Origin of the sequence: Neisseria gonorrhoeae, assembly GCF_013030075.1 — a bacterium.
GTDB lineage: Bacteria > Pseudomonadota > Gammaproteobacteria > Burkholderiales > Neisseriaceae > Neisseria > Neisseria gonorrhoeae.
Window position 1 is genome coordinate 1,643,449 of record NZ_AP023069.1, and the last position, 15,640, is coordinate 1,659,088.

19 protein-coding genes and 1 riboswitch are annotated in these 15,640 nt (G+C 53.2%); of the genes, 9 read left to right on the forward strand and 10 right to left on the reverse strand.

Going from position 1 to position 15,640, the window contains the following annotated elements; genetic code table 11:
• Nucleotide 1: 1 nt before the first annotated feature.
• Nucleotides 2–976, reverse strand: coding sequence for a polyprenyl synthetase family protein (locus tag HT085_RS08615; RefSeq protein WP_003689819.1), 975 nt, complete (start codon nt 974–976; stop codon nt 2–4).
• A 223-nt stretch (nt 977–1,199) separates the two neighbouring features.
• On the opposite strand from HT085_RS08615, the gene rplU reads away from it, so the two are divergent.
• The 3 genes from rplU to ubiM all read left to right on the forward strand — a co-directional run bounded on the left by rplU (nt 1,200) and on the right by ubiM (nt 3,224).
• Nucleotides 1,200–1,508 carry a 50S ribosomal protein L21 gene (gene rplU / locus HT085_RS08625; RefSeq protein WP_003691838.1) on the forward strand — a complete coding sequence of 103 codons (309 nt, stop codon included), beginning with the start codon at nt 1,200–1,202 and terminating at the stop codon, nt 1,506–1,508.
• Nucleotides 1,509–1,532: 24 nt separating this feature from the next.
• A complete protein-coding gene (gene rpmA, locus HT085_RS08630) occupies nt 1,533–1,805 on the forward strand; it encodes a 50S ribosomal protein L27 (protein WP_003689821.1) in 273 nt (90 codons plus the stop codon).
• 234 nt (nt 1,806–2,039) lie between these two features.
• Nucleotides 2,040–3,224 (forward strand): 5-demethoxyubiquinol-8 5-hydroxylase UbiM, encoded by a 1,185-nt coding sequence (ubiM, locus tag HT085_RS08635; RefSeq protein WP_020996717.1) that lies wholly within the window; start codon nt 2,040–2,042, stop codon nt 3,222–3,224.
• A 188-nt stretch (nt 3,225–3,412) separates the two neighbouring features.
• Here ubiM and rpmG read toward each other — a convergent pair whose 3' ends face one another.
• The 4 genes from rpmG to farA all read right to left on the reverse strand — a co-directional run bounded on the left by rpmG (nt 3,413) and on the right by farA (nt 6,784).
• Nucleotides 3,413–3,568, reverse strand: a complete 156-nt coding sequence (gene rpmG, locus HT085_RS08640; protein ID WP_003689824.1) for a 50S ribosomal protein L33 — start codon at nt 3,566–3,568, stop codon at nt 3,413–3,415.
• Nucleotides 3,569–3,599: 31 nt separating this feature from the next.
• Nucleotides 3,600–3,833, reverse strand: coding sequence for a 50S ribosomal protein L28 (rpmB, locus tag HT085_RS08645; protein WP_002216391.1), 234 nt, complete (start codon nt 3,831–3,833; stop codon nt 3,600–3,602).
• Between the two features lie 249 nt (nt 3,834–4,082).
• Nucleotides 4,083–5,606: a fatty acid resistance MFS efflux transporter permease subunit FarB gene (gene farB / locus HT085_RS08650; protein ID WP_003703449.1), complete on the reverse strand. Its 1,524-nt coding sequence runs from the start codon at nt 5,604–5,606 to the stop codon at nt 4,083–4,085.
• 23 nt (nt 5,607–5,629) lie between these two features.
• Entirely contained in the window at nt 5,630–6,784 is a 1,155-nt protein-coding gene (farA, locus tag HT085_RS08655; RefSeq protein WP_012503946.1) for a fatty acid resistance MFS efflux transporter adaptor subunit FarA, read from the reverse strand.
• 240 nt (nt 6,785–7,024) lie between these two features.
• Nucleotides 7,025–7,069: riboswitch (PreQ1 riboswitch) on the forward strand.
• Between the two features lie 3 nt (nt 7,070–7,072).
• Here farA and queF point away from each other — a divergent pair.
• Nucleotides 7,073–7,546: a preQ(1) synthase gene (gene queF / locus HT085_RS08660; protein ID WP_003689837.1), complete on the forward strand. Its 474-nt coding sequence runs from the start codon at nt 7,073–7,075 to the stop codon at nt 7,544–7,546.
• A gap of 74 nt (nt 7,547–7,620) precedes the next feature.
• Nucleotides 7,621–8,307, forward strand: a complete 687-nt coding sequence (locus HT085_RS08665) for a 7-cyano-7-deazaguanine/7-aminomethyl-7-deazaguanine transporter (protein ID WP_003689839.1) — start codon at nt 7,621–7,623, stop codon at nt 8,305–8,307.
• A gap of 349 nt (nt 8,308–8,656) precedes the next feature.
• On the opposite strand, the gene HT085_RS08670 is transcribed toward HT085_RS08665, so the two are convergent.
• Nucleotides 8,657–9,949: a DD-carboxypeptidase/endopeptidase Mpg gene (locus tag HT085_RS08670; protein WP_003691859.1), complete on the reverse strand. Its 1,293-nt coding sequence runs from the start codon at nt 9,947–9,949 to the stop codon at nt 8,657–8,659.
• 76 nt (nt 9,950–10,025) lie between these two features.
• Here HT085_RS08670 and HT085_RS08675 point away from each other — a divergent pair, with 76 nt between their 5' ends.
• A complete protein-coding gene (locus tag HT085_RS08675) occupies nt 10,026–10,994 on the forward strand; it encodes a hypothetical protein (protein ID WP_003691862.1) in 969 nt (322 codons plus the stop codon).
• A 200-nt stretch (nt 10,995–11,194) separates the two neighbouring features.
• On the opposite strand, the gene HT085_RS08680 is transcribed toward HT085_RS08675, so the two are convergent.
• Nucleotides 11,195–12,658, reverse strand: coding sequence for a surface lipoprotein assembly modifier (locus HT085_RS08680; RefSeq protein ID WP_422120942.1), 1,464 nt, complete (start codon nt 12,656–12,658; stop codon nt 11,195–11,197).
• Nucleotides 12,659–12,905: 247 nt separating this feature from the next.
• A complete protein-coding gene (locus tag HT085_RS12075) occupies nt 12,906–13,163 on the reverse strand; it encodes an autotransporter outer membrane beta-barrel domain-containing protein (protein ID WP_235220045.1) in 258 nt (85 codons plus the stop codon).
• On the opposite strand from HT085_RS12075, the gene HT085_RS12080 reads away from it, so the two are divergent.
• Nucleotides 13,089–13,250 carry a hypothetical protein gene (locus tag HT085_RS12080; protein ID WP_003700479.1) on the forward strand — a complete coding sequence of 54 codons (162 nt, stop codon included), beginning with the start codon at nt 13,089–13,091 and terminating at the stop codon, nt 13,248–13,250. The genes HT085_RS12075 and HT085_RS12080 overlap by 75 nt on opposite strands.
• Before the next feature lie 96 nt (nt 13,251–13,346).
• Here the strand turns inward: HT085_RS12080 and HT085_RS12085 are convergent, their stop codons facing one another.
• On the reverse strand, nt 13,347–13,826 hold the full coding sequence (locus HT085_RS12085) for a hypothetical protein (protein ID WP_003703443.1): 480 nt from the start codon (nt 13,824–13,826) through the stop codon (nt 13,347–13,349).
• 526 nt (nt 13,827–14,352) lie between these two features.
• Nucleotides 14,353–14,598: a hypothetical protein gene (locus HT085_RS08690; protein ID WP_003689849.1), complete on the reverse strand. Its 246-nt coding sequence runs from the start codon at nt 14,596–14,598 to the stop codon at nt 14,353–14,355.
• A gap of 111 nt (nt 14,599–14,709) precedes the next feature.
• Here HT085_RS08690 and HT085_RS08695 point away from each other — a divergent pair, with 111 nt between their 5' ends.
• Complete coding sequence (locus HT085_RS08695; RefSeq protein ID WP_020997399.1) at nt 14,710–15,138, forward strand: CopD family protein; 429 nt, start codon at nt 14,710–14,712, stop codon at nt 15,136–15,138.
• Between the two features lie 11 nt (nt 15,139–15,149).
• Nucleotides 15,150–15,626 carry a CYTH domain-containing protein gene (locus HT085_RS08700; RefSeq protein ID WP_003689851.1) on the forward strand — a complete coding sequence of 159 codons (477 nt, stop codon included), beginning with the start codon at nt 15,150–15,152 and terminating at the stop codon, nt 15,624–15,626.
• Nucleotides 15,627–15,640 lie beyond the last annotated feature (14 nt).

Sequence of the window (15,640 nt, forward strand, 5' to 3'; positions counted from 1 at the left end):
GTTACGACACCCTGACCAAAGATTCCTTCGCCAGCTGAATCATAGCATCCTTCACTTCGCTGTCGGACAGGGCATCCAACGCGGCAACGGCACAATCGACTGCTTTGCGCGCCTCGCCTATCGAATATGCCAAAGCATCCGAACGGACGACATAATCGCGGATTTTTTCAAAATAGCCGCGATCTGCATTTTCCAAAGCAGTACGCACATCGTTCGCAACCTGTTCGGAACCCTGACGCATCAGATAAATCAAAGGCAGGGTCGGTTTTCCTTCCGCCAAATCGTCGCCGACGTTTTTACCTGTTTCTTCGGTTTCCCCCGAATAATCCAGCACATCGTCAATAATCTGGAATGCCGTACCGACGTACATACCGTAGTCTTTCAAGGCCTGTTCGTGCCCGGGGGAAGCTTTGCCCAAAATTGCGCCGACTTGAGCGGCAGCTTCAAACAATTTTGCCGTTTTATATTGGATGACTCGGATATATTGTTCTTCGGTAATGTCCGTATTGCCGATGTTCATCAGCTGCATGACCTCTCCCTCGGCAATGATGTTGGTCGCATCCGCCATCACTTCCAAAACGCGCATACTGCCCGAGGCAACCATCAGTTGAAATGCACGGGTATATAAAAAGTCGCCAACCAACACTGCCGCCGCATTGCCGAACAGATTGTTTGCCGTTGCCCGCCCACGGCGCAAATCGCTTTCATCGACGACATCGTCGTGCAGGAGTGTGGAAGTGTGGATAAACTCGACCATCGCTGCCAGCGAATACAGTTTCTCGTCATCATAACCGACCGCCTTACCCGCCAAAATCGTCATAATCGGACGCAGGCGTTTGCCGCCCGCGCTGATGATATATGTACCGATTTGCGAAATCAGTGCGACATCGGATTGCACCGCACGGTTGATGACTTCATTGACTTTGGCAAGGTCTTCAGGCAGATGTCGCTGGAAATAGGGCAGATTCTCGAGCATGGCAGACTCTCAGGTTTACGTTTCCGTCAAACGGCAGATACCGCTTGAAAGCTGATTCAAATAGCGGGCAATTATATCAGCAAAGCCATCAGGGTACATCTTTTCAGACGGCATATGATTGCCCGAACCGCGCAAACTTTGACAAAACAGGCAAATAACAATACAATGCCCAATTTCGCACAATGGTGTGCGGATATTAACCATAACCCTTATGGAGTTGAGTATGTACGCGGTCGTAAAAACCGGCGGCAAACAGTATAAAGTTTCCGTCGGCGAAAAATTGAAAGTAGAACAGATACCAGCCCAACTCGACAGCCAAATCGAACTGACCGAAGTTTTGATGATTGCTGACGGCGAATCTGTAAAAGTTGGCGCACCCTTTATCGAAGGTGCAAAAGTAACGGCTAAAGTAGTGGCACACGGTCGTGGCGAAAAAGTCCGCATCTTCAAAATGCGCCGCCGCAAACACTACCAAAAACGCCAAGGCCACCGCCAAAATTTCACCCAAATCGAAATCGTGGCAATCGCCTAACCTTAAAACTTAGGAGCATTACAAATGGCAAGTAAAAAAGCAGGCGGCAGCACCCGCAACGGTCGCGATTCAGAAGCCAAACGCTTGGGCGTTAAAGCCTACGGCAACGAGCTGATTCCCGCAGGTTCCATCATCGTACGCCAACGCGGTACCAAATTCCACGCAGGCGACAACGTAGGTATGGGCAAAGACCACACTTTGTTCGCCAAAATTGACGGTTATGTCGAATTCAAAACCAAAGGCGCGCTGAACCGTAAAACTGTCAGCATCCGTCCTTACACCGGTTCTGAAGAATAATTCAACCGATACCTGAAGCCGCATCTTTTCACGATGCGGCTTTTTACATACCCCATACCCGATTTGATACACATTAAGCTGAAAGTAAAAATCCGCATACACCCTCCCCTGCATATTTCTTCAACAACGGGTTTTGATATAATCGCCTATCTGTTACAGATAGTTCAAACGGCATTCAAACCCTTACAAATGCCGTCTGAAATCATCGGCATCCGCCTATGCAAAGGATATTTTATGAGTTTACACAGCGACATCCTCGTCGTCGGCGCAGGCCCGGCGGGTTTAAGTTTTGCAGCCGAACTTGCCGGCAGCGGTTTGAAAGTTACTCTGATCGAACGCAGCCCACTGACTGTTCTGCAAAATCCTCCCTATGACGGACGCGAAATCGCCCTGACCCATTTTTCCCGCGAAATCATGCAGCGTTTGGGTATGTGGGACAAAATTCCCGAAAACGAAATCTACCCCTTGCGCGATGCCAAAGTGCTGAACGGACGTTCCGACTACCAGCTCCACTTTCCCCAACCGACTGAAGCGCGCGGCGAGCCTGCCGACTGTTTGGGCTATCTGATTTCCAACCACAATATCCGCCGCGCCGCCTATGAAATCGTATCACAACTCGACAATGTCAGCATTCTGACCGATACGGCCGTTAAAGAAGTCAAAACATCTGATAATGAAGCGCAAGTCTTTTTGGAAAATGGAGACATTCTAACCGCGCGTCTCCTTTTGGCAGCAGACAGCCGTTTCTCACAAACCCGCCGACAACTCGGTATTTCTTCAGATATGCACGACTACAGCCGAACCATGTTCGTCTGCCGCATGAAACATACCCTTTCCAACCAACATACCGCTTACGAATGCTTCCATTACGGACGCACCATCGCACTGCTGCCACTGGAAAAGCGCCTGACCAATACCGTCATTACAGTCGATACCGATAAAATCAACAGCGTTCAAAACCTTTCGCCCGAAGAATTGGCGGCAAGCGTAAAAGAACAGCTCAAGGGCAGGCTCGGCGACATGGAACTGGTCAGCAGCATCCACCATTACCCCCTTGTCGGCATGATTGCCAAACGTTTCTACGGCAAACGCAGCGCGCTGATCGGCGATGCGGCTGTCGGTATGCACCCCGTAACGGCACACGGCTTCAACCTCGGGCTTTCCAGCGCGGATATTCTGGCAAAACTGATACTCGAAGCCGAACAGCGCGGTCAAGACATCGGCGCGGCTTCCTTGTTGGAAAAATACAGCAGCAAACATATGCTGCACGCCCATCCGCTTTATCACGGCACCAATATGATGCTGAAACTGTTTACCAACGAAACCGCGCCGGCAAAACTGTTGCGCGGTTTGGTATTACGAGCCGGCAACAACTTCCCGCCGCTGAAAAAGCTGATTACCAAACAACTGACCGGTTGAAAACTGCCGAAATGCCGTCTGAAACGTTTCAGACGGCATTTTTGTATTATGAACCGTTTTGCGGTTTCCATATCCTTGGCAGACGGTTTGCAGCAGATTCGCATACGGCAGATGTTTCAAGCAGAAAGGAAACACAATAAAAATAAAAAAGCCTCCGAACAGTCGGAGGCTTTGCTTTCAAACTGAAATTATTTCAGTTTGGTTTCTTTGTACACTACGTGTTTGCGGGCAACCGGATCGAATTTTTTGATTTCCAGTTTGCCGGGCATAGTGCGTTTATTTTTGGTAGTGGTGTAGAAGTGGCCAGTACCTGCACCGGATTCCAGTTTGATTTTATCGCGCATTGCAGTAATCCTTAATTAAATAGTGTTTAAATTAAGCTTCGCCGCGAGCACGCAAATCAGCCAATACGACATCAATGCCTACTTTGTCGATGGTACGCAATGCAGCGTTGGAAACGCGCAGGCGAACCCAGCGGTTTTCACTTTCTACCCAAAAACGACGTGATTGCAAGTTGGGCAAAAAACGGCGTTTGGTTTTGTTGTTGGCGTGCGATACGTTGTTGCCGGACATCGGGCGTTTACCGGTCACTTTGCAAACTCGTGCCATAATCAGTCTCCAAACTTCTAAAATAGTAAAACGCGATTTATACCACGAAAAACAATGCCGTTTCAAGTGTTTTAAAGAAAAACAGATGTTTTGCGCGGGTAAGCCGCCCGAGTGCCGCATCTGCGGAACGTTTGCAGGTGCGAAACAGATGGGGCGCGATTATAGCGGATTTCGGGAGCTTCTGCATTCAAAATGCCGTCCGAACATATTTCCAGTATTTTCAGACGGCATTTCAAGTTTTCAAATCCCTCAATGTCCACCGCCGCCGCTGTGGAACGGCGGTTTCGCCAGCCAGACAATGGGAATCAGGACGATAAACAAAATGCTGCCGGCGAGGAATATTTCGTTCGATCCGATGATGAAGCCCTGTTGCGTAATGGTATTGTTGATGATGCCTAGAGTTTGACCGTCGGAAATGCCTTGTTGGGACAAATGCGCCGCCGTTTCGTGCAATGTTGCGGAATAGGGCGTGATGTGTTCGGCAAAACGCGTGTGGTGCAACGCTTCGCGCCGTTCCCACAGGGTGCTGACGACGGATACGCCGACACCGCCCATCAGCACGCGCAGGAAATTCGACAGGCTGCCGGCGGCGGCAATCTGTCCGCCCTTCATGTGCGACAGTGTGATGGTGGTCAGCGGCAGGAAGAACATGGCAACGCCTACCCCCTGCCAAAACTGCGGCCAGATGACGTTGCCGATATCCATGTCGGCATAAAAATCAGTGCGCCAATAAAAAGTGAAGGCAAAGGTCAGGAAGCTGGCGGTTACGAGCAGGCGCATATCGATTTTATTGCCGAACCTGCCGATTAACGGAGATAGGAAGACGGGGAGGATGCCGACGGGCGCGGCAGCAAGCCCTGCCCACGCGGAGGTATAGCCCAAGTTGGTCTGCAACACTAACGGCAGCAGGGTCAGCGTCCCCATATACACCATGAAACCCAACGAGGTGGCAATTACGCCGACGGTAAAATTCCGATCTTTAAACAGCGATAAATCGACAATCGGATATTTTTCTCCCAATTCCCAAACAATAAAATACGACAAGCACACCAGTGCGACTACGCCCAAGGTAATGATTTCTCCAGAGGCGAACCAGTCAAGTTCCTTACCCCTGTCCAGCATCATCTGTAACGCGCCGATACCGACCATCATCAGCGTCAGCCCGACATAGTCGGTCGGCGTTCTGACGGTTGCCGTTTCGCGGTGTTTCAAATGTTTCCATGTAATCCATGCCGATATGATCCCGATGGGGATATTAATGAAGAAAATCCAACCCCAATGCCAGTTTCCGGAAATCCAACCGCCGAGTATCGGCCCGAGGACAGGGGCGACAACGACGGTCATTGCCCACAATGCCAGTGCCAGCATCCGTTTTGCGGGCGGATAGGATGCCATTAACAGGCTTTGCGACAGGGGAATCAACGGCCCGGCGATAAAGCCCTGCAAAATGCGGAAAACAACCAGCGACTGAAGGTTGGGCGCGATGCCGCACAGCCACGATGCGATGACGAAACCGGCGGCGGCGGCGGTAAACAATTTGACCTCGCCGATACGTTTTGCCAAAAAGCCCGTCAGCGGCACGGAAACGGCGTTTGCCACGGAAAAAGAAGTGATGACCCACGTCCCCTGCGTGGTTGCCGCACCGAGGTTGCCGGCAATGACGGGGACGGCGACGTTGGCGATGGTCGTATCTAAAACCTCCATAAATACGGCAAGCCCCAAAGACAGCGTAACCCACGCCAATGCCGCACCCTTAAGCGGTGGATAATCCATTGTGTCCTCCGTTTCAGACGGCATCAGGGCGCGGATTGCCCGAGGATTTCATCGACCGTCCGATCGACTTCCGACCAGTCGGTACTTTCCATTTCCGGCAATGCCGCACCCGGCGTTTTTGAAACAGGCGCGCCTGCGGCGGAAGTATCCACTTTAACCGTCATCGACAAACCGATACGCAACGGATGCCTGTCCACATCTTCGCGGTTCAGCACGATACGGACGGGGACGCGCTGCACCACTTTAATCCAGTTGCCCGTTGCGTTTTGCGCCGGAATCAGCGAAAACGCGCTGCCCGTACCTGCCGAAAACCCTGCCACCCTGCCGCGATAAACAATTTGTTTGCCGTACAAATCGGACACCAGCTCGGCAGGCTGTCCGATTTTCATATGCCGCAACTGCGTCTCTTTAAAATTGGCATCCACCCACACATCCGACAGCGGCACCACCGCCATCAGCGGCGCGCCTGCCGCCACCTGCTGCCCGACCTGCACCGAACGCTTCGCCACCTGACCGTCCGCCGGCGCGCGGACTTGCGTCCGCCGAAGGTTCAGCCACGCATCTTTCAACCTGCCGATTGCCGTCTGAACCTCCGGCTGTTCGCGCAAAGAAACATCTCCGCCCAAAGCCGCGCGTGCCGAAGATTCTTCCGCCAAAGCCGCCTTAACCGCCGCCTGCGCCTGAGACACTGCCGTACGGGCGTGTGCCAGCTCTTCGGCGGACACCGCACCCGATTCCGCCAAAGCGGACCGGCGGCGCAAATCATCCTGCGCGCGCGCCAAATCCGCACGGCGCAAGGCAACCTGCGCCCCCGCCTGCGAAGTGGCGGCATTTTGCCGGCGGTTTTGGCGCACCGCCTGAACCAACTCGTTTTTTGCCCGCTCGTAAGCCAGCACATCATTATCGTCATCCAACACCGCCAGCACGTCGCCTTTTTTCACGGCATCCGTATCGTCGTGCAAAACCTTCCGCACCGTGCCGCCCTTTTGCGGCGTAACCTGAACCACGCGTCCGGCAACATAAGCGTCTTCCGTTTCCTCTTCGTGCTGCCACCATAAAAAAAACGCCGATCCGGCGGCTGCGGCGGAAAGCGCGAACAGCAGCGTCAATGCCGTCAGGCGGCGTTTGCGTTTGACTTGCGTGTTTTGAAGTTTTGTTTCGTCTGTGTGCGTTTCCATAAGATTGGGTTCCGAATTTCCTGATTTCATATAAACAATGTTCTTTCAATAGGAAATAGATTTTATATCCGCGCAATAATTCAATCAAGTCAGTATTTTAGATGCAATATTCAAAAAACAACGCTTCAGGCGGCAAAACTGAAAATATATTTCGTTTATATATGACATGGCAAACACCGCCGCCCGCACCATGCCGTCTGAAGAAAACTACACAAATACCGCCGCTTATATTACAATCGCCGCCCCGTGGTTCGAAAACCTCCCACACTAAAAAACTAAGGAAACCCTATGTCCCGCAACAACGAAGAGCTGCAAGGCATCTCTCTTTTGGGTAATCAAAAAACCCAATATCCGACCGGCTACGCGCCTGAAATTCTCGAAGCATTCGACAACAAACATCCCGACAACGACTATTTCGTCAAATTCGTCTGCCCCGAATTCACCAGCCTCTGCCCGATGACCGGGCAGCCCGACTTCGCCACCATCGTCATCCGCTATATCCCGCACATCAAAATGGTGGAAAGCAAATCCCTGAAACTCTACCTCTTCAGCTTCCGCAACCACGGCGATTTTCATGAAGACTGCGTCAACATCATCATGAAAGACCTCATCGCCCTGATGGATCCGAAATACATCGAAGTGTTCGGCGAGTTCACACCGCGCGGCGGCATCGCCGTTCATCCGTTTGCCAACTACGGCAAAGCAGGCACAGAGTTTGAAGCATTGGCACGCAAACGCCTGTTCGAGCACGACGCACAATAAACCATCCTTCCCATATTTCAGACGGCATTCCTTCGATACGGTATGCCGTCTGAACGCCTTTCCGAAAGGTTTTTATGTACGCATTGACCGCCGCACAGCAACAGAAGGCACTCTTCCGGCTGGTGCTTTTCCATATCCTCATCATCGCCGCCAGCAACTATCTGGTGCAGTTCCCCTTCCGGATTTTCGGCATCCACACCACTTGGGGCGCGTTTTCCTTTCCCTTCATCTTCCTCGCCACCGACCTGACCGTCCGCATTTTCGGTTCGCACTTGGCGCGGCGGATTATCTTTTGGGTGATGTTCCCCGCCCTTTTGCTTTCCTACGTCTTTTCCGTTTTGTTCCACAACGGCAGTTGGACGGGCTTGGGCGCGCTGTCCCAATTCAACACCTTTGTCGGACGCATCGCGCTGGCAAGTTTTGCCGCCTACGCGCTCGGACAAATCCTTGATATTTTCGTATTCGACAAATTACGCCGTCTGAAAGCGTGGTGGATTGCCCCGGCCGCATCAACCGTCATCGGCAATGCACTGGACACGTTAGTATTTTTTGCCGTTGCCTTTTACGCAAGCAGCGATGAATTTATGGCGGCAAACTGGCAGGGCATCGCTTTTGTCGATTACCTGTTCAAACTTACCGTCTGCACCCTCTTCTTCCTGCCCGCCTACGGCGTGATACTGAATCTGCTGACGAAAAAACTGACGGCCCTGCAAACCAAACAGGCGCAAGACCGCCCCGTGCCCTCGCTGCAAAATCCGTAAAACAGCTCTGTAGGGAATCGGGACGGTTGGGTTTTCTTTTATTTGCAAACACTGCCGGAACGGATAAATCCGGATTCCCACCCACTTCGTCATTCCCGCGAAAGCGGGAATCCGGTGCGTTGGGGTTCAGTCATTTCCGATAAACTCCTGCCGCATTGTATTTCTAGATTCCCGCTTTCGCGGGAATGACGGCGGATGGGTTTCCGTGCCGTGGTGTCCGGATTCCCGCCGGTACGGGAATGACGGCAGCGCTTCCTTGGCTTAGTTTTATTTTAAGCCACTATAAATGCCGTCTGAAAACCTGTTTGCAGATTTTCAGACGGCATTGTTTTCGTCGTCGGTTCAAACTTCAATCCGATTGCGACACGGTAACCGGTATGCCGCGCAAGCGCGCAAGCAGCGCGTCCGCCTTCTGTTTCTGCGCGGCAAACGCCGCCTTGTCCGCCTGCGTCAATTCGGGTGTCGGCAATGCGACCGAAACAGGATTGACGGGCTGCCCGTTGATGCGCGCCTCGTAATGCAGGTGCGGCCCGGTCGAACGCCCTGTCGAACCGACAAAACCGATGACCTCGCCGCCGCGCACATTGCCTTGTGCCTGCGAAAACGCGCTCAAGTGCGCGTACAGCGTTTCCACACCGTTGGAGTGGCGTATCATCACCGCGTTGCCGTATCCGCCCTTCCGGCCTTTAAAGGTAATCACGCCGTCGGCGGAAGCCCTGACCGGCGTTCCCTGCGGTGCGGCATAATCGATGCCCGTGTGCAGCCGCCATGTGTGCAGGATGGGGTGCATACGGTAGCCGAACGGCGAAGAAATGCGCGTATAGACCAGCGGCTCGATGTTGAAGCCGCCTTTTTCCTGCAACACCCTGCCGTCTTCATCGTAATAATTGCCGCCCCCTCCGCCTTCCTTGTCCGAACGGTAATAGAACGCCTGATGGGTTGTGTCGCCCTTGACAACTTCCGCCGCCAAAATATCGCCCGCCGCCACCTGCTGCCCGTGGAAATACAGGCTGTCGTAAAGCAGGCGCACGGCATCGCCTTCCTTCAAACCGTCAAGGCTGAAGCGGCCGGCAAAAATCCCGCTTAAGGATTCGCGGATTTCGACGGGCACTTCCGCCCGCGCCAGCGAACCGCGCGCCGACGTTTTGACCACGACCGAACGCAGTGTCGGCAAAACCTTCATATCCGCATCAGAAGCCGACCGCCGCCATATGCCGCCTTTTTTTTCCAAAGCGACCAGATTGCGCTCGCCGTCTTCGTCGGTAAAAAACTGCACTTCGCGCGCACTGCCGTCGCCGCCGACCAAAACATGAACCGACTGGTCGGCACGCAAATGCCGCAAATCGGCTTCGCCGCCATATTTTTCCGTGATTCGGGCAATCTCGTCCCGCGCCATACCCGAACGCGCCAGCACGTCCGCCAGCGAGTCGCCCGGCTGCACCGCCTCCTGCACCCAATATGCCGTCTGAACGCCGCTGCCGCCCCAAGACAGCGGCGGCAGTTTTTGTTCCACGCGCTGCGGTCTGACGCGCTCCGTCCCCTCTGTCGAAGCAATGTATGCCGCCGACACCAGAATAATCGAAACGGCAAGCGCGCGCAGCGCGTATTTCCGATGTTTTGCCGAAAGTGGGAAGACAGCCATATTGTTCCTTTTTGACGGCGTTTGCGCCGAATCCTCTATAATATCCGCCCGATCCTCATTTGTCAGGCATCAAACGATGAAACTCACCCTCGCCCTCCCCTCGCTCAATTTGGATGAAGACGAAATCCGAATACCTCTATGCCTGCCCGCCTTCAACAAAATCCTGCAATACGGCTCGCCGCACCGCCAAAGCTGCACGGCTTCGGCATTTTACGCACGTTATTTGTGGTGCGGAAGACTGGCACAACGCCCGGCGCAAAGCCTGAATATGCCGTCTGAAACCGTCGCGCTCGCCACGCCCGTCTGGCAAAAAATGGGGCTGCATCAGGCAAATGTGCTGACGGCGGAATATTTGGATGTCGGTACGGATGAAGCGGAACGGCTCTGCCGCGATCTGTCGGCGTTTTACGGCGACATTCCGTGGCGTTTCGTTCCCGTCCTGCCCGAATTATGGCTGGTTTCCCTTCCCCGCGCGTACCGCTGGGGCGCGAAGCCCGTTTTGGACTTGGGCGGACTGTTGGGCGCGGACGATCAGCCGGACGGGGAAGACGCGTTGGAATGGCTGCGCGTCCAAACCGAAATCCAAATGTGGCTGAACGCTCACCCCGTCAACCACAACCGCAAAAAACGCGGGCTGCCCGAATTGAACGGCTTATGGCTTTGGGACAGTCTGCACGGAAGCGCACAAGGCGGCACGCTTTTCGCCGATACGGTTTGGAGCCGTTTTCACCCGAACCGCCGAGCATTGCCCGACAGCTTCCGAGCTTATGCGGAAACGGCGGCACACCTGCCCGATACGCACCACATCCTGTTTATGGACGATTTGCGCCTGACCGCCCTGACAGGGGACAGGGAGCGGTATGCGGCAATATTGCAGCAGTGGGAAGAACGCTGGTTCGCACCGCTTTACGAAGCCGTCCGCACCGGCAAAATCAAACGGCTGGACATCGCCACGGACGGACAACACGGCGGTACGCTGACCTTCAAACCCACAGACAGGCGGAAGTTTTGGCGCTGCACGAAAACCTTTGACGGAATCTGGTAAACCCGCCCGCCGCAACCGCGACAATGCCGTCTGAAGCCCGAATCGGGTTTCAGACGGCATTTTACCCCGCATCGCCGTTATGCCGGAAAAACCGGAATACGTTTCCGCACACGCGGCGGCACGCAAAACACCGCCCGAAAGCCGCCGATGCCCGCCGTGACACCGCCGCCGGCAGGGTTTCCGCCGAAAAGGAACAGCAATCAGAACGTTTTGTTAAACTCGACAAACGCCCTGTTTTTCTCGTATTCGTTAAACACATCGTTGCTCCACGTTTCGCGGTGCGACAGCGTCAGGCGCGGCGTGATGCCTTTGAAATGCAATGCCCGGTGCCAAAGGCTCAAGGATGTGTCCGATTCTTTATCCCTGCGCCTTTCCCCTTTAAAACTGCTGAAGAAGCCGGGTTTTTCATAATGCCGTTTCGCCACGCCGAGGCGGAACAGCGAAGACAGGCCGCTGCCGCCCCATTCCTGCCCCCAGGCAAAGCGCAGGCCGTAACGGTTGAAATTGTCGCCACGGTCGGCGGGGTTGCGCTCGCGGTAAAAATCCAAACCGCCCGTCCAATATTGGCGCGCATTCCGGTAAAACACCAGCGAATTGGAAATTTGCAAATGGGTATTGTCGGAACGCGCCCGGCGCGTATTCTTCAAACGCCCCCACTCCGCCGAAGACAGCGTTTGCCATCTCGGGGTTTGCCAACGGTTGAAATAAAGGCGTGCGCCGTTGGCGTAAGAATAAGCGTCGTTGCCGTAGGTGCGGCGTTCGTGGAACACTGCCAGCCCGACATCTTTACGCCGGTCGGCAAAACCGATGCCGCCGGAAACACCTGCCGTCATATCGTTGAATTTCTTATTCCCCGGATAAGCCCTGCCGGACACGTCGCCGCCCGCCGTCGTGTACCAGCCGTTTTTCAGCGACCATTTTTTCTCCGCGCCGAACCGGTAATTGACCGCCGTGCCGTCCACCTGTTTCGGGAAAGTCCAGTTGCCGTACTGCTGCTGTTTCGGGGCTTGGTTGATATTGTGTTCGCGGGTAATGCTGAAACCGCCGTTTACCTTCCACGCATCGCGTTCGCGCAATGCCTTGCGGTACAGCTCGACCTGCTCCATAAGCTGCGGCGGCAGATCTTCTGTTTTCAGGCGGTCGAACTGGTCTGCCGCCGCCTCGTTCTGCCTGTCTTCAAACAATGCCGCCGCCAAACGCATACGGACGGCGGGCGCGTCGGGTTGGGCGGCAATCAATTCCCGGTAATGGGAAACCGCCTCCTTCACCCTGCCCTCTGCCTGCGCCAAAATCCCTTGTGCATAAAGTGCCAACATCTTATCCTGCCGCGCCTGTTGTAGGTAAATCGGCAAAATCACGCGGATACCGGCAATATTGTTTGAGACCACTGCGGAATACATGGCACGCGACAACAATTCGGGATTTTTCAGCAGGGTTTCGCCGTCAACCTGCAAAACTTTTCCTTTTTCCCGCACCTGCCCCGGTACCTTCTCCCTGTCGATCGGTTTGACCTCCGCTTCATGAAGCCTGAACTCGGGACGGCTTCTCAAATCCGGTTCGCGCGGTGTTTCTTCGGCGTATGCCGCGCTTGCCAATAAAGGCAGCAGCATCCATCTGTTTCGTGCAGGCATAAATGTCTTCCCACAAAAATAAAAATAAAAAATAACCATTATCAACCGGCGGATTGTATCAGTTTTTTATGCCGCTGTTCCAAACCCTGCCGCCCGATGCCGCGACAATGCCGTCTGAAGCCAGAATCGGGTTTCAGACGGCGGCAAAAAACCGGCGGTTTTCCGCCGGTTTCATCATTATGCCCCGCCCTTCGGGGCGGCAGGGTTCGGATCGGTTTGCGGGGCGGCGCACGGGGCCGTGCAGGTGTGCCGCCTGTGTGTCAAAACATTTCCCGGCGCATCAAAACAACCATTTGACCGACAATGCGGCTTCTTTGTCGCCGTCCGTCCTTTTGCCGTATCCGATGCGTGCGGACATATGGCCTTTCCAACCGGCTTCAATGCCAAACCGCCCTTCGAGCGCCGTCCTGCCTGCCAGCGTCTGTTTTTCGCCGTCCATTTCCATGCCGAAAGATTTTGACCTGTGCAAAACATTAAAAGCGGCAAAAGGCTGAAGATTGACACCGTTACGCAAAGCAAAACGGGTTTTTGCCCGAATGCCGGCGCGGATTTGCCACTGACCGCTGCCGAGCAGCCCGACCGCCGCCCCTCGCTGTCGGTAAAGCCGCCGTTTACGCCCAAGTAGGTAAACTGCGCCTGCGGTTGCAGGTAAAACTGCATATTACTGCCTTATATATTGCGTCCCTAAGAAGGGGCGATTAACAAAAATTAACGCCCCTTCTTAGGGACGCAATATATAAGGAGTGAGTACCTGTTCTTCTATTAAAGAATTAATCTTTTGAGGCATTTTCTGTTGAAGTTTATTAAACACATCTTCAGAAATTCCAAACTGCTTTATTATCTCTTCCCTAACCCGTTTTTTATTTTCTTCCCAAGCCTCGGGTCTTGTTTTGTATAAATCCTGTAATTGCTTTTTAACTGCCTGCTTTAAATCAGTTCGGTAATTATCTGTAATATATTTCTTAACAACAGGCATATTATCGACGGCGAGGATGCCGCTATTGTAGTTTTTACCCGTAATATTGATTTCGTCATACAAGGCTTCAGATGATTTTTGATCGGTTTTACCGCTGGAGAAATAATGGAAAACACCGTTTGCCGGCTTGTCTGAAAATGAAAAATCGGCAGTATCGCCAACATTTGTAGGACGAGTATCCGAACCGGGCTGATAACTGAAAGCACCGAAGCAATCAAAAGACACACTGCACGGGCCGCGCCAAACGTGGGAATTTCTGTCTTCCGCCGCTTCTAAAATAAATTTGTTTTTAATCTCGGCTTCTTTGACGGGATCGTACGCATCCGAACCCCAAGCATATGGCGTGCAAAACAGCGATAAAACAGATAATGTTAATAGATTAACCCGACCGCTTGCTTGCTTTCAGTGTCATGAGAAATTTTCCTTTGTCAAGTGTTAAAGTTATAATGATTATATACTATATCACACTACATCGCAATGAAAAATCGGGAAAAACAAAAAACCCCTCCGCCGTCATTCCCGCGAAAGCGGGAATCTAGAATTTTAATGCGGCAAGAATTTATCGGGGATGGCCGGGGTTTAAAGGTCTGGGTTCCCGCCTGCGCGGGAATGACGGTTTAGAAATCACCCGAAACGAGAAAAAGAACCGAAACCGGACAAGTCGGATTCCCGCGCGGGCGGGAATGACGATAAGCGTAATTTCAATCCGCCATATTGTCTTTTCACTTGCCTGAAAACAGATTTCAGCCGCCTATCCCTGCATCCGGCGGCTGATGTAGTCGGCAATCAAATCCCGCTTTTCCCAAAAAAACTTCTGCATTTTTTGTTCGGAATACAGTTTGCGGACCAGAGTGGGCAGACCGCTGTGGACGATGGCGGCGATTTCTTTGTTGCCTTCTTCTTCCTGCATTGCCGTCTGAAAATCCAAACCCCTGCCTTTCAGATATGCTGCAAGGCGGTTGCGGATGTGTGAATTGAGTTCGATGGATTTGAGCATTTTGCCTCCGTTTTGCGGTAAGGATTTATTCGATTTGTTTATCCGCCTGATTTTATCACGTTTCCCAAGCGGTTTGCCTGTACAATACCGCTTTTCGGAAGGGTGTGGGCGATGATGTTTTCTTGGTTCAAGCTGTTTCACTTGTTTTTTGTCATTTCGTGGTTTGCAGGGCTGTTTTACCTGCCGAGGATTTTCGTCAATATGGCGATGATTGATGCGCCGCGCGGCAATCCCGAGTATGTGCGCCTGTCGGGGATGGCGGTGCGGTTGTACCGTTTTATGTCGCCTTTGGGTTTCGGCGCGGTCGTGTTCGGCGCGGCGATACCGTTTGCCGCCGGCCGGTGGGGCAGCGGCTGGGTTCACGTCAAACTGTGTTTGGGCTTGATGCTCTTGGCTTATCAGTTGTATTGCGGCGTGCTGCTGCGCCGTTTTCAGGATTACAGCAATGCTTTTTCACACCGCTGGTACCGCGTGTTCAACGAAATCCCCGTGCTGCTGATGGTTGCCGCGCTGTATCTGGTCGTGTTCAAACCGTTTTGACGGAGCATCTTATGCCGATAGAAATCGAACGCCGTTTTTTGATTGAAAACGACAAATGGCGGCAATACGCCGATGAGCCGCTACTGCTGAAACAGGGCTACCTGTCTGTTGAAAAAGAACGCACCATCCGCATCCGCATTGCCGGAAAACGGGCGTGGCTGACGCTGAAAGGCTATATTTCGGAAATCAGCCGCAGCGAGTTCGAATACGAAATCCCGCTTGCCGATGCGGAAAAGATGATGGAAACGATGTGCCCGTTTAAGATGGAAAAACGGCGTTATCCGGTCAGATGGGGCGGCAGCCTGTTTGAAGTCGATGTTTTCCTTGGCGAAAACTCGCCTTTGGTCGTCGCGGAAATCGAGTTGCCCGCCGAAAATGCCGATTTTGACCGTCCGGACTGGCTGGGGCGCGAAATCACTTCAGACGGTATGTTTACCAATGCCTATTTGAGCAAACATCCGTTCTCAAGCTGGAAAAATGCCGTCTGAAGCGGCTTCAGACG